This window comes from Candidatus Palauibacter sp., assembly GCF_965261555.1.
Classification (GTDB): domain Bacteria; phylum Gemmatimonadota; class Gemmatimonadetes; order Palauibacterales; family Palauibacteraceae; genus Palauibacter.
The window spans coordinates 1823184-1836587 of the sequence record NZ_OZ253465.1; the positions used below are offsets into that span (position 1 = coordinate 1823184).

A 13404-nucleotide genomic window follows, 5' to 3' on the forward strand; every position below is an offset into this window, starting at 1 on the left:
GTGAGGTCGGCTATCCGCCGGCCATCGAGTCGAGGAACTCCTGGTTCGTTTCCGTGCGCTGCAGCCGCTCGATCATGAACTGAATCGCCTCGGCCGGCGGCATGTCGGAGAGGAAGTTCCGCAGCAGGTACATCCGGTTGAGTTCGACCTCGTTCAGGAGGAGTTCCTCCTTGCGCGTGCTCGAGCGGTTGAGGTCGATCGCGGGGTAGATCCGCTTGTCGGATATCTGGCGGTCCAGGAGAACCTCGCTGTTCCCCGTGCCCTTGAACTCCTCGAAGATGACCTCGTCCATCCGGCTGCCCGTCTCGATGAGCGCCGTCGCGATGATCGTGAGGCTGCCGCCCTCTTCGATGTTCCGCGCCGCGCCGAAGAAGCGCTTGGGCCTGTGGAGCGCGTTCGCATCCACGCCGCCGGAGAGGATCTTGCCCGAGTGGGGGACCGTCGTGTTGTAGGCCCGCGCGAGTCGCGTGATCGAGTCGAGGAGGACCACGACATCGTGCTGGTATTCGACGAGCCGCTTCGCCTTTTCGATCACCATCTCCGCCACCTGAGTGTGGCGGTCCGCGGGTTCATCGAAGGTGGATGAGATGATCTCCGCCGGAACGTTCTCCTCCATGTCCGTGACCTCTTCGGGCCGCTCGTCGATGAGGAGCACGATCACCTTCGCGTCCGGCTGGTTCTCCACGATCGCGTTCGCGATCTTCTGCAGCAGGATCGTCTTCCCGGCCTTGGGCGGCGAGACGATGAGGCTGCGCTGCCCTTTGCCGATCGGCGCGATGAGGTCGAGAATCCGCATCGACACGTCGCCGTCTTCCTGCTCGAGGACGAGCCGTTCCTCCGGATACCGCGGCCGCAGGTTGTCGAACGCGATCCGGTGCTTCGCCTTGTCCGGGTCCACGCCGTTCAGCGTCTCCACCTTCAGCAGGGCGAGGTAGCGCTCTCCCTCCTTCGGCGGCCGCACGCGGCCCTGGATGGTGTCTCCCGTCCGCATGTCGAAGCGCTTGATCTGCGACGGGGAGACGTAGATGTCGTCCGGGCCGTACAGGTAGTTCCAGTCCTGGCTCCTCAGAAAGCCGTAACCCTCCGGCAGAATCTCGAGGACGCCCTCGCCCCGGAGGACGATGTCGGAATCGAGGAGATTCTGCTCGATCCGAAAGATCAGGTCCTGTTTTCGAAGGCCCGAAAAGTTGTGAATGTCGAGTTCTTCGGCCATGTCATGAAGTTCGCCGATCGACTTCGACTTGAGTTCGGCGATGTCCATCGCCTTCCTCCGGAAGAGAGTGAGCCGGGCTGCAGCCATGCCGCGTGCGGCATGATCGGTTCGTGAGGTGTCCTGCTTGCGGCCGGGGGATGTGGTCCGAGGTGGACCCACCGACCATAATGGTGCCGCCGGGCACGGTCAAGGCGACCGCGCCTCAACGATAACTGCGACCCTCGAGCGCCGGATGGCCAGACACAATCGCGAAGGAAGGGGACTCGACCAGCTCGGCAATCTCTGGCGGATAAGCTATCAGCCCGACTGGTTCCGTCTGTTGAAGTTGTCGCGGCCGGTGCCCGGTGGGCGCCGCTCCTCCCGCACGCTGTGCCGCAATCCGGCGCGTACGGCGGACGCGGAACCCGGCCGATCCGTGCGGACGCGGATCACGGCTGCGGATGGCTCCGTCGATGTGGCGGTTTCCATCGAAGACCGCGACCAGGTCGTCGACCACGTCATCATCGGGATTCGGCGAAAGCGCGGCAGGAAGACGGAACTGCTCAAGTTCGCCGTCCACGGCGGCCTTCCGAAGCGGAGGATCTAGGAAGCCACGGCTGCCTAGAAGACGCGGACTCGCAGCCAGCGCGAGGGGTTGTAGCCGAGATCTTCCGCCAGCCCGGCGGCCGCGGTGCGGAGGGCGGCGAGTTGGCGTCGGATTTCCTCATCCATCAGCGCCCGGCCCGCGGTCCCCTCACCGCGGTGCAGCCGCTCGGTGATCGCCGAGAGTCGCGACATCACCGCGTCCAGCGCCTCGAGCGTCGTTTCCAGATTCTGAACGGCGCTCGCCATTTGGGGCGCCGCCTCCCAGGTCGCGAGCCGTCCCTGCACCCGTCGCGCGGCCGCGCTCACCAGCGTGTCCGTCGCGAGCCCGACGAGCGAGGAGCGCTGAAGGTCACGCTGGAGCAGTTCCTCCAGCGACTCGAGACTGCCTTGCAGTCCGGCGAGCGTGCCCGGATCCTCGCGAAAGCGGGCGAGCGAGCCCTGGTCCGAACCGAGCACGTCCCGCGCCTCGGAGGCGTCGACTTCGAGCGTGCGCACCGCCTGTAGCAGCGAATCCGACAGCGCCATGACCGTCTCCGGATCGATCGGCGGACCGGAAGCGCGCAGCGTGTCCGCGTAATTCCAGGGGGGCGCGGAGCCTGAACCCGGGTTCACGGAGAGGACGACGGGCGCGACCAGATCCGACGGCCGGACATCGGCGGTGGCATCCGCCCGCAGGATGGGCTCGGCGACCCGGTCGATGACGGCGTCGATGATGACGTGGCTCTCGAACGGCCCATCGCGGTCGCTCTCTTCGGGGGGCTGGAAGGAGACCGACAGCACGCGCCCCACCGACCTCCCCGCCACCCAGACCGCGGAACCCGGCCCGAGCCCCTCCGCCGAATGGGCCAGCGCCGTGATTCGCGGGCCCTCGAGCGTCGCGCGGACGATGAGCTCGATGACGGAGATCGCGGCCGAAAGGACGATCGCGCAGGCAATCAGGACCAGGCCCCGTCGGGCCCGGGTGCGTGCGGCGTCGGAAGTGAGGTCCGTCCGGATCATCCCTGAGCAGACCCACTTCCGGTCGCGGCGTCAAGGAGGAACGCGCCAGCTCGGGCGGTGGGGGAGATGCGGTTTGAGGTGACCTCCCCGTACCGGAGATTCGCGTGTCTTGCTGCGCCCATTCACGCATCACAAAGGAGAGGAACCATGTCGAGAACCGTGAACCGGGTCATTCTCGTCGGAAACGCCGGCAGCGACCCCGATGTGCGCGAGACCGCTTCCGGCACCGCCGTCGCACATCTGTCGCTCGCGACCAACCGCGTGTTCCGCAAGAACGGGGAGACCCAGCGTCGTACCGACTGGCACCGGCTCACGTTCTGGCGTCGTCAGGCCGAGACCGTCGGCGAGTATGTGCACAAGGGTTCGCGCCTCTACGTCGAGGGCCACCTCGAGTACGGGTCGTTCGAGCGTGACGGGATCGCGATCCCCACCGTGGACGTGGTCGTGGAGGACATGGTGATGCTGGATCCGCGACCGGACGACGCGGCGGCCGACAGCGCCGAGCTTCCGCAGTAGACCTCGTGCACCGCGCCGCAATCGGCGAACCGTCGGCGACGCTCGCCGGCGCACTGGAGACCCGCCCCAGGAACGTGCATCTTCCCGTGCGTGGGGCGGGTCCGTCCACCAGGTCGAAGCGGAGGAATCCGATACAGACACACGATCCGGGGTTTCTGACCCTGTCGAATCTTCTGTCCCTGAGCCGTATACCGCTCGGCCTCGCCTTCATCGTGGTCTCGGATCCCGGAATGATGGCGGTGCTCGTGGCCACGGCAGGCGCGACGGATGTCCTCGATGGGTTCATCGCCCGGGTGAGCGGGACGCGCTCCCAGGTCGGACTCCTGCTCGACCCGCTCTGCGACAAGCTCTTCGTCCTGCTCGCTCTCTCCGGCTTCCTGGCGGCGGGCGGGCTCGACGGGGTGTCGTTCCTGATTCTGATCCTCAGGGACCTCTATACCGCCGGGTGCTATCTCCTGGCCCGGCTGGTCTCCATCATCATCCCCTTCAGGCCCCGGTGGCCGGGAAAAATCGCGACCGGCCTGCAGTTTCTCACGTTGCTCGCCCTCATTTTCAACCCTCGGTATGTTCCCGCACTCGTCTTGCTCGTCGGCGCGACGTCGGCGTGGGCGATCATCGATTACGGAACTCACTGCCTCCGGCGGAAGTGGAAGAGCGCGACCTGACGACCGCCGGATGGCTTGAACGGTTTGGGTTTGAAGAACGAAACGGTCGACATAACGATCATCGGCGGCGGTCCGACCGGTCTCTACGGATCGTTCTACGCCGGCATGCGCGGCGTCTCGGCCCGCATCATTGATGTGCTCCCCGAACTCGGAGGTCAGCTGACGGCGCTGTACCCCGAGAAGGATGTCTTCGACGTCGCCGGTTTCCCCCGGGTGCTCGCCAAGGATCTGGCGCGGGAACTCGTCACGCAGGGCCTGCAGTTCGACGCGGAGGTGTGCCTCGAGGAGCGCGTCCTCGAACTCAATCCGGGAAACGGCGGCTTCGATCTTCGCACGAACAGGGGGCCGCGGCCCACGCGCACCGTCGTAATTGCCGGGGGCAAGGGCGCTTTCAAAAGCCGGACGCTGCGCGTGCCGGGGTGGGATGAGTTCCTGGACCGGGGCCTCGTGACGAACGTGAAAGACCCCGAGATGTTCCGCGGGAAACGCGTCCTCCTTGTCGGCGGGGGCGACTCCGCCTTCGACTGGAGTTGGGCGCTGCGGGAGATCGCCGGTGAACTCACGCATATCCACCGCACGGACCGCTACAGGGCTCACGAGAGCACGGTCGCGCAGGTCGAGGGTGCGCATGAACGGGGCGAACTGCGGCTCCGCACCTTCTACACCGTGACGGAGATCCACGGCAGCGACCGGGTCGAGGCCGCGACGATCCGGCACACGAAGACGAAGGAAACGGAGCGAATCGAGGTGGACGACGTCATCGCGCTGATCGGCTTCGTTCCGAATATCGGGCCGATCGCCGAATGGGGGCTCGAACTGCGGAAGCGGTGCATTGTAGTGGACTCGCGCATGCGCACGAACATCCCCGGCGTCTACGCGGCGGGGGACATCGCCACCTACGACGGGAAGCTGGAGTTGATCTCGACCGGCTTCGGAGAGGCCGCGATCGCGGTGAACAACGCGGTGCACCACATCGACCCGACCGCCAAGGTGAACCCGGGGCACTCGACCGACTACAAGGTCTTCAAGTAGCGGAGGCCAGCCCTCCGCTCTCGTGCCGCCGCCCGGCGAGTTCGATGAGGTGGACGTCGGATCCCGCGAGCTTCTCCCTCGCCCAGTCCCGCACATCGTCCTCGTGCGTGAAGAGGATGACCTGGGTCGAGCGCGCGAGCGCGTGCAGCGTTTGCAGTACCGCCTGTTTCCGGACCGCGTCGGACGCGCCCACGACATCATCGAGGATGAGAGGACAGGTCTCGCCCTCCCGGGTGAGGTGCCGTGAGAGCGCGAACCTGAGCAGCAGGTAGATCTGCTCCGCCGTGCCGTGGGAGAGCAGGTGGGCGGAGCGCCAGCGCCCCCCCGGGGTGCGGACCTCGACGAGCAGATTCTCCGGGTCGATCCGGCATCCGGTATAGCGGCCGTCCGTCACCCGGGGAAGCCATTCGAGGACCGTCCGCGTCAGGACGGGCGCGATGTCGCGCAGCACGCGCTCCTGCGCCTCCTCGAGGAATCCGATCGTGCAGTCCAGTGTGTCCTTGAGGCGCGCGATCCTCTCCTGCTCCCGCTCGGCTGCCGCCAGCGCGTCCTCCGCGTCCGCGACGCTGGGGAGCTGGTGTTCGCGTTCGGTGAGCTGGCCGCCGGCGCGCAGCACCTCCTCGCGGGCGACCTCCGCTTCCCGTCCGAGATTCTCCAGCGTCTCCCCGGTCGGCCGTCCCGCCCGAGCTTCGACGAGGAGGTCCGCCCCGAGCCGGTCGGCGAGCCGGCCGGCCCGGAGACGGCGTTGCTCCACTTCGTCCGCGAACTCATCCAGCGTGCGCTCGCCGAGCAACTGTTGCAGGCGATCCCACGATTCGTTGCGTTCGCCGGCTTCCTCGAGCATCCGCTCCCGGCCCGCGCGCCACTCCTCCAATGCGGCCGCCAGCTCCTCGGGGTCGTCGTCGGTCACCCCGACGCGAGAGCCGGCTTTACGCAGCGCGTTCACGGCATCATCGGCTCGTTCCGACCGATGTGCGTGCCGCGTCTCCGCCGCCAGACGCCGAACTCGTTCGTCGCTCCACTCTCGGCGCTTCTGCGCGGTCTGCCGTTCGAGGTCGTCCAACTCGCTCCGCGTGATGCCCCGAGCCCTCAGCTCTGCCAGCGGATGTCCGGCCGCCTCCGCGAGGAGGGCATCGGCCGCGGTGCGCAGCCGATCCGTCTCGGCGGCAAGTGCGTCGAGAGACGAACCGGCAAGCAGCCCCTGAAGCTCGTCCCACTGCGAGCCCCGTCGCGCCGCCTCTTTCCTTCCCGCCTGCCGGGACTCGACTTGGCGGCGCAGCGACTCCGCGAGCGCTTCAGGTTCGAGCGGAAGCGCGTCCTCCCCGCCGGAGAATTCACGAAGGCGGTCGACCGCGCCGCGCCGGGTCCGGAGTTCGGCCTCGTACCGCTCGTGGGCCGAGCGACCGGTCTCGAGTTCGCGCCGCAGACTGTCGCGCCGCACGTCCAGCGCGAGCGCAATCTCCGAGCGGTCGGCCCGCGTTCTCGCCAGTCGGTGAGACAGGACGCCTCCCGCCCCGACCGCGAACAGGATCAGCCCCGCGGAGCGCGACTCCGGCGCCAGCAGCGCGAGGACGAGACCTCCGATCGCCGCGGCCGCCGAAAGAGCCAGCCACGCCGCGGCTCGCGCGGGCGAACGTTTCCGGGAGGCCGCCGGCCGTCGCTCTTCGAGATCGGCCAGATCCCCCTCGATCTCCTCCAAGCTCCGCCCCGCGGGGGGCTCGACGTCGGGAAGCGATTCCCAGGCGCGGAGCGCGTCGCGGATCTCCGCAAGACGCGTATCCTCCTCCGTGGAAACCCGGGGGCCGCCCTCCGGGAAGAGCGTCTGCAGCTCACGCGCAGCGACGAGGCGAGCCTCGGCCTTCGCGGCAGCGGCCTCCGCGGCGACCGCCCGCGCGGCCGCCAGCTCCGCATCGGAGCCCTCGATCGTCTCCTCGATCTCTCGCGCCGAGGGTCCCGTCAGCTCCACCGGATCGGGGAGGTTGCGCCACGTCGTGAGCGCTTCGGTGACCGTCCGCGTGAGACCGCCGCCCTCGGGGACCGGGTGGGGCGCCCCCTCGGGGAACTCCTCGTACAGAGCCTGCGCCTCCCGTAGCCGCTCCGCGTGCGCCTCCGCCTCGGATCGCGCGAGCGCGGCCTCCGCCGCCTCCACGCGGCGGCGGGCTTTCCTCGCCGCCCGCTCCAGCGTTTCGACCTCGGCGCGACGCTCCTGAAAGTCCCGGTGCGCCTCGCGGGCCGCCTCCAGGGCCTCGCGCGCCTCCGCCACCCGCCGCGCGGTCGTCATGAGCGGCTTCGTTGGAGCCCGGGTCGATCCGACGCGTTCCCGGAGAACCTCCTCGAGCCGTTGCAGTGCGGCGGCCGCCGTCTGGTCCACGCCCGCCGTCGCCGCCGCGCGCTGCATGTCCTCCTGCAGCGATTCGGGATCGTCCCGGACCCTGAGGATGTCCGTCTGACGCACACAGGCGGTGGCGAGAAACGAGCGGCGGTTCAGGCCCAGCCACCGCGAGCCGTCCGGCGCCCCATCGAACAGGATCTCGCCCGAATAGTCCCGTCCCGCGACGCTCATGTCCTCCGCCGAACTCTCGATCCTTCCTGCGAGATCGTGCCTCAATTCCACGCGCCGTCCGTCCTCGAGCGCGACGATGGCTCCGACCTCCCACTCGTCGTCGTCCCACGGCTTGTGGCGCTCCGCGAACCGCTTCTCCTCCTTCCGCATCGCCCCCTTGCCGCGCCGCATGCCGCAGAGCCCGGCGTACAGCGCCGCGTGCCAGGACGATTTCCCCGCCTCGTTGCGGCCGAAGACGACGTTCATTCCCGGCGCCAGTTCCAGCGTCTCATCCCGGAAGGGACCGAAGCGATGGGCCGTGCCGGACTCGAAGCGCATCACAGCACCTCGAGATCGTCGCGTCCGTCGAGCGCCCGGAGTCCCATCCGCAGCACACGGCGCTTCTCATCATCCGCCAGCTCCGCTCCCATCACATCCTCGACGAACCGTCCCCGCACGGTGGGCTCCCCGCAGATCTCTTCGAGGTCGTACGCCAGGTGCAGTTCGGACTTCCGGATCTGCACGGCGTCGAACGTTTCGAGCAGTTGCTCGCGGATCGTGTCCTCGTGGAGGTCGAGCGACGGCTCGAGGTCTCCGCACACCGTAAGGCGCGCGAGTCCCGCGAGGCTCTCCGTCTTCGCGCGCAGCGTGTCCCGAATCTGCTGGCGGCTCTCGAGGCCCGTGACATCGAGCCGCAGATCATGAACCGGGGTGACCGCCACGACGTGGCGCTCGCGCGCGACCTCGCCCTCCGCGTCGATCGTCGCCACGACGGGTCCGCGCTTCCCTTCCTCCCCGAACTGCAGAGGGTCGGGGTTGCCCGGATAGGTGTGATGGGCGCCGTCCGCCGGCCGGTGATAATGGCCGAGGAACGCGTGATTCAGCCCGCTGGCCGGGATCTCGGCCGTCTCGAAGGGGGCGTGCGGCGCCTTCCCTTCACCCTGTGCCGCGAGCCACGACCGTTCCGCTCCGTGAAAGAGCGCCACGTGCGCCCCCGCCCCGGTGACCCTGAAGCCGTCGCCGAGGAAGTTGTCCGTGTTGGCGGGAGCGCAGTGCGCGCCCCCCCACAGCGTGATGCCGGGCGCAAGGGAGACCGCCTGGAACGTCGCATCGCGAAAGATGTGGACATTCCCGCTCCATCCCTCCGTCGCGTAGACGCTCGTCGGCCCATACCAGTCGTGATTGCCGGGCGCGATGTAGACGGGCACCGGGTCGAGGGAGGCGAAGGTCTGCCGCAGGAAGTTCGCCGTGTCGAGCGTGACGCGATCGTGCTCGTACAGATCGCCTCCGCAGAAGAGCGCGTCCGCCCCGGTCGAGCGCACGAGTTCCACGATCGCGAGCAGGGTATCGCGAAGCGCCTCGCGCCGCCGCCTCGCCACGTCGCCCGTCGCCTCGCACCACGCGAACGGGGAGTCGAGATGGAGGTCGGCGAAGTGGACGATCGTCCGTTGCACAGTCAGGAGAGAAACGCCTCGATGCGGCTCCAGTTCGCCTCCGCGTCGGAGGCTCCGAGTTCCACGAGCGCCCGGATGTACTCGCTCTCGAACAGAAGATAACTCAGGAAGTCGGCGGTCTTGATGTCCGGCGTTCCCAGACCTCGCACAAGAAACCTCAGCGCCGGAGGCAGTTCGATCTCGAAGTCGCGGGCCAGCTTCCCGATGTCCCGCGAGGGCCTGAGGATGAGCAGGTCGACGCGGCGCAGACCCTGGCTCTCGGAGACCTCGCGGGGGAGTCGGTCGACGAGGAGATTGATCCGGCGCAGCGCGGCGGCGTCCCAGTCCAGCGTGTCGAGAAAGACCGAGTTCAGCAGCAGGCCCAGGACTCTCGCCGGCGGCGGATACCCCGTCGTGTCCGGCGCCCGCGCCTCCAGTTCGGACCGCCGGTAACGGGCCGAGATCGTGAAGATGCGGTCCGCCCCCATGTGAATCGCCGGCGCCAGCGGCGCCGCGGTGCGGAAGCTCCCGTCTCCGTAGTACTGCTGACCGAGTTTGATCGCCGGAAACACGAGCGGGATCGACGCCGAGGCCAGGATGTGGTCCACCGAAATGTTCGTCCGCACGAGTCGGTAATGTGCGCTCGCGCGCTCGGGCCCCGACTGCGGTTCGCCTTGCACGAAGAGGACCGTGCGTCCCGTCTGGTACGACATCGCCGTGAGACCCACCGCTTCGAGCTCCCCCGCCCGGATCCTGGCGTCGATCTCTCCGCGGCCGACGTCGCGCTCGATGAACTCCCGCAGCGGCGACGTGTCGACGAGGCTCTGGAAACGGGGACTCAGCCCGGTCCCGCCGCCGAGCAGGGATCCCCCCATCCGCAGGCCCACCTTGAGCAGGGAAGCGGGGTTGGTGCGCAGCACTTCCTCGGTCGTGAGCGAGAGCCAGCGGCGCTTCAGTGCCTGCGTCGCGCCATGCAGATTTCCGTTGTAGGCGGCGAGGAAACCCACGTTGATCGCGCCCGCCGAGACGCCGGTGAGGAGGGGGATCCGAAGCCCGGGCAGCTGTCTGCCGATATAGCTCAGCACGCCGGTCTGGTAGGCGGCCCTCGCGCCGCCACCCGAGAGGGCGAAGGCCAGTTTCCCCCGCGCGGCGCCGGAAGCGCCGCTCCCAGGGGCTCCCGTCACGCCGGTCCCCGCGTCAGGACCGTCCGCCGGGTCGGCCCAGGAGTTGCCGGTGCCAGGAACGGGCCGCCGGCCGCTCGAGTTCGCCCGCCCGCAGCGCCGCCAACGTGTCGATGGTCGGATCGAAGACGGGAGTCGCGTCGCTGATCGCTCCGGTCAGCGCCCGCGCCCGGAACTCCGGTCGTGCGCAACTCTCGATTGCGCCGGACTCGTCCCGGTAGAACACGCGTGTGCTGTCGAGAAGCGAGCAGCCCAGGCGTTCCTCGAGCGCGCCCAGCCGCCGGGACATCGCGTCGATCGAGCACCCGGACGCGGGCGCCGAAGCTTCGTCCACGGCGACGACCGCGAAGCGGTCTTCGATCCATTCCACGCCCGCCCGCAGCGCCGCCCCGTGCGCGGTCCAGATGTCGACGAACGCGCGCAGGTCGACCATCAGCGCCTCGCGCTCCTCGGAGGTCAGCGGACGGTCCGCCCCGTAGATCCAGACGCGGGCGGAATCCGGAAGCGATGTCAGCGGAACACTCATGCCGGGACCATACGTCGGCCCGCGACCTCCCGCCAACTCAGGTTATTCGTACCGAAGCGCCACGATCGGATCGAGCCGGGCCGCGCGCCGGGCGGGCCAGAGGCCGAAGAACAGGCCCACCGCGGCGGCGAACACCACGGCGAGGCCGATCGCTTGCGGCGCGATGGCCATCGTCCAGCCGGCCGACCGCGAGAGCATCTCGGCCGCGCCGTAGGCGAAGGCGACGCCGAGGATCCCGCCCGTCATGCAGAGCGTCGTGGCTTCGAGCAGGAACTGGAGCAGGACGGCCCGCCTCGTGGCGCCGAGCGCCTTGCGCACGCCGATCTCCTTCGTCCGCTCGGTGACCGACACCAGCATGATGTTCATGATCCCGATGCCCCCGACGAGGAGGCTCACCGCGGCGATCCCGGCGAGCAGCATCGTGAACGTCTGCGTCGTCTCCTGCGCCATTTCGAGGAACTGCACGCTGTCGGAGATCCAGAAGTCGTTCTCCCGTCCCAAGGGAAGGCGGTGCTCGCGTCGGAGCACCTCCTCGATCTGCACCATCGCGACGGGGATCGCCGCCTCGCTCTCGACGACGACCTTGAACTGGCTCACGCGGTCGGTCCCGAGCAACCGGAACTGCGCGGTCTCCAGCGGGACGAAGATCTGCTCGTCCTGGTTGAACCAGCCCGATCCGCCCTTCTCCTCCAGCACGCCGACGACCTCGAAGGAGATGTTCCGGATCGAGATCGTCCGGCCGACGAGTTCGGCGGTTTCGGTGTTCAGCACCGCCGGCACCGCGCCCCCGAGCACGGCGACGCGTCGGCGGCCGCGGTTCTCGGACTCATCGAAGAAGCGACCGAGTTCGAGCGCATGATTCTCGACGTCCACGTAGTTCGGCGTCGTGCCAAGAATCCGAACGCTCGCGTTGTTGCGTCCGAACTGGACCTGCAACTGTCCCTGCATCTCCGGGGCGACCTCCACCAGAGCCGGGGCCCCCCGCCGAACCGCCTCGACGTCTTCGGTCGTCAACCGCGCGTTCGACCCGCCGCGCACGCCGCGGAACATCCCCTGCCCGGGGCGAACCGTGAGTACGTTGGTGCCGAGCGACTCGATCTGGTTCTCGACCTGCTGCTGAGCGCCCTCCCCGAGGGCGACCATCGTGATCACGGCGCCGACCCCGATCACGATCCCGAGCATGGTCAGGAACGAGCGCAGCTTGTTGGCGCGGATCGCATCCATCGCGACCCGAAGAATCTCGAAGAAGATCATCGGACGATCATCACCTTCCCCCGATGCCCGGCAGCGCTGTTCGGCTGCGGATTCGGTCCAGGAACTCCTGCTGCGCGATGAGCGAGGTGGGCACGGCGACGATCTCCTCGCCCTCCTCGAGCCCGCGGACGATCTGCGTGTGGTCGAAGTCGCTGAGGCCGATCATGACCGGCTTCAGATCGAGGAGGCCGTTCGCGTCGTACCGGAACACGAAGGCCGGGCGAGGCTCGTCGGGCCGCCGCGCCTGGCCGCCCCGGGCGCCACCGGGTCCGCCGCCTCCCTGGCCGCGGAACTGCTGCATCATCCGCCGCCGCTCCTCGTCGGACATGTTCTGGAAGACGCGCATGCGCTCCTCCTGCGACATCGACTGGAACTCCGACATCGGAACCCCGCCGATCATCGGCTCCTCCTCGCCCTCCGCCGTTCCGTCTTCCGACGCACCCTCCGGCCGATCCTGGCTCTGGAAGTCGCGCAGCAGCGCGTTGACATCGGCGTCGATCTCGAGAGCCCGGACGATCTGGACAGCCTCCTGCTGGGACTTGATGCCGCTGTTCGCCACCGCGAGCACGTCCTCCTGCCGCCCGATCACGACTTCGACGTCCGCGTTCATCCCCGGCCGCAGCAGATCCTCCTCGTTGGAGATGCGCGTGAGCACGGCGAACATGGTCACGTTCTGTTCGACCACCGCCTGCGGTTCGATCTTGAGGACGGACCCCCGGAAGGTCCGGTTGGGGTACGCTTCCACGGTGATGTCGGCGGGCAGTCCCGGCTGGAGCCGGCCGATGTCCGTCTCGTCGACGAGCATGCGCACCTGGACCTCGGTGAGATCGGCCATCCGCATCAGCACGGTGCCGCCGGTGAGGTCGCGTGTCCCCGTGACGACCTGCCCCTGCTCCACCGTCCGCTCCACGATGGTTCCGGTGATCGGAGCCCGGAGCGTCACGTCGTCCAGCTTGTCCCTGGCGAGTTCGAGGTTGGTCGTGGCGCGGACCAGGGAAGCTCTCGCGTTCGCCGCCGAGAGGATCGCGTTCTCCAGCTCCTCCGAGGTCACGATATCGGACTCGTGGAGCGCCTCCACCCGCTCAAGCTGGCGTTCCGCGACATCCGCCTGGGCCTCGGCCACGTCCAGATCGGCCTGCGCCTGGGCGTGCGCGTTGTTCACGTCGCGCGGGTCGATCCGCACGAGGAGCGTTCCCAGCTCGACGTTGTCCCCGAGTTCGACGGGCAACTGGAGAACCTCGCCGCCCGCCTGCGACTTGACCTCGATCACGCGGATCGGTTCGACCGTCCCGGTCGCCTCGACGCTGGAGACGATGGTCTGGCGCCCCGCGGTCAGCGTCTGGAGCGTCTGCTCGGGTTCGTTGGCCTCGCCGGTCGCACAACCGGTGACCGCAAGCCCAAGCGCCGTGAAGACCGTGGCGTAGCCCAAGGGGGCGCATCGCGGGGGGAGGCGACGCC

At 68.5% G+C, this 13404-nt stretch carries 12 protein-coding genes; 4 read left to right on the forward strand and 8 right to left on the reverse strand.

Annotated elements, in window-relative coordinates:
* Positions 1-10 precede the first annotated feature (10 nt).
* On the reverse strand, positions 11-1261 hold the full coding sequence (rho, locus tag ACQY5G_RS07835; protein WP_310783008.1) for a transcription termination factor Rho: 1251 nt from the start codon (positions 1259-1261) through the stop codon (positions 11-13).
* A 184-nt stretch (positions 1262-1445) separates the two neighbouring features.
* Here rho and ACQY5G_RS07840 point away from each other — a divergent pair, with 184 nt between their 5' ends.
* Positions 1446-1799: a hypothetical protein gene (locus ACQY5G_RS07840; RefSeq protein ID WP_310756058.1), complete on the forward strand. Its 354-nt coding sequence runs from the start codon at positions 1446-1448 to the stop codon at positions 1797-1799.
* 14 nt (positions 1800-1813) lie between these two features.
* On the opposite strand, the gene ACQY5G_RS07845 is transcribed toward ACQY5G_RS07840, so the two are convergent.
* The gene (locus tag ACQY5G_RS07845; protein ID WP_428278561.1) at positions 1814-2797 is read right to left on the reverse strand and encodes an MlaD family protein; all 984 of its coding nucleotides are present in this window, start codon (positions 2795-2797) and stop codon (positions 1814-1816) included.
* A 147-nt stretch (positions 2798-2944) separates the two neighbouring features.
* Here ACQY5G_RS07845 and ACQY5G_RS07850 point away from each other — a divergent pair, with 147 nt between their 5' ends.
* Genes ACQY5G_RS07850 through ACQY5G_RS07860 form a run of 3 tightly spaced genes read left to right on the forward strand, consistent with a single transcriptional unit; the run spans position 2945 to position 5010 of the window.
* Positions 2945-3313, forward strand: a complete 369-nt coding sequence (locus ACQY5G_RS07850; protein WP_310783012.1) for a single-stranded DNA-binding protein — start codon at positions 2945-2947, stop codon at positions 3311-3313.
* A 5-nt stretch (positions 3314-3318) separates the two neighbouring features.
* A complete protein-coding gene (locus tag ACQY5G_RS07855; protein ID WP_428278562.1) occupies positions 3319-3978 on the forward strand; it encodes a CDP-alcohol phosphatidyltransferase family protein in 660 nt (219 codons plus the stop codon).
* A gap of 30 nt (positions 3979-4008) precedes the next feature.
* Positions 4009-5010 carry an NAD(P)/FAD-dependent oxidoreductase gene (locus ACQY5G_RS07860; protein WP_428278563.1) on the forward strand — a complete coding sequence of 334 codons (1002 nt, stop codon included), beginning with the start codon at positions 4009-4011 and terminating at the stop codon, positions 5008-5010.
* Here the strand turns inward: ACQY5G_RS07860 and ACQY5G_RS07865 are convergent.
* Genes ACQY5G_RS07865 through ACQY5G_RS07890 form a run of 6 tightly spaced genes read right to left on the reverse strand, consistent with a single transcriptional unit; the run spans position 5003 to position 13375 of the window.
* Entirely contained in the window at positions 5003-7891 is a 2889-nt protein-coding gene (locus tag ACQY5G_RS07865) for an AAA family ATPase (RefSeq protein ID WP_428278564.1), read from the reverse strand. The genes ACQY5G_RS07860 and ACQY5G_RS07865 overlap by 8 nt on opposite strands.
* Positions 7891-9006 (reverse strand): metallophosphoesterase family protein, encoded by a 1116-nt coding sequence (locus ACQY5G_RS07870; RefSeq protein ID WP_428278565.1) that lies wholly within the window; start codon positions 9004-9006, stop codon positions 7891-7893. The genes ACQY5G_RS07865 and ACQY5G_RS07870 overlap by 1 nt, the downstream gene beginning before the upstream one ends.
* 2 nt (positions 9007-9008) lie before the next feature.
* Entirely contained in the window at positions 9009-10169 is a 1161-nt protein-coding gene (locus ACQY5G_RS07875; RefSeq protein ID WP_428278566.1) for a patatin-like phospholipase family protein, read from the reverse strand.
* 13 nt (positions 10170-10182) lie between these two features.
* A complete protein-coding gene (locus tag ACQY5G_RS07880) occupies positions 10183-10692 on the reverse strand; it encodes a hypothetical protein (RefSeq protein WP_428278567.1) in 510 nt (169 codons plus the stop codon).
* Between the two features lie 42 nt (positions 10693-10734).
* Positions 10735-11946: an ABC transporter permease gene (locus ACQY5G_RS07885; protein WP_428278568.1), complete on the reverse strand. Its 1212-nt coding sequence runs from the start codon at positions 11944-11946 to the stop codon at positions 10735-10737.
* Positions 11947-11956: 10 nt separating this feature from the next.
* The gene (locus ACQY5G_RS07890) at positions 11957-13375 is read right to left on the reverse strand and encodes an efflux RND transporter periplasmic adaptor subunit (protein WP_428278569.1); all 1419 of its coding nucleotides are present in this window, start codon (positions 13373-13375) and stop codon (positions 11957-11959) included.
* Positions 13376-13404 lie beyond the last annotated feature (29 nt).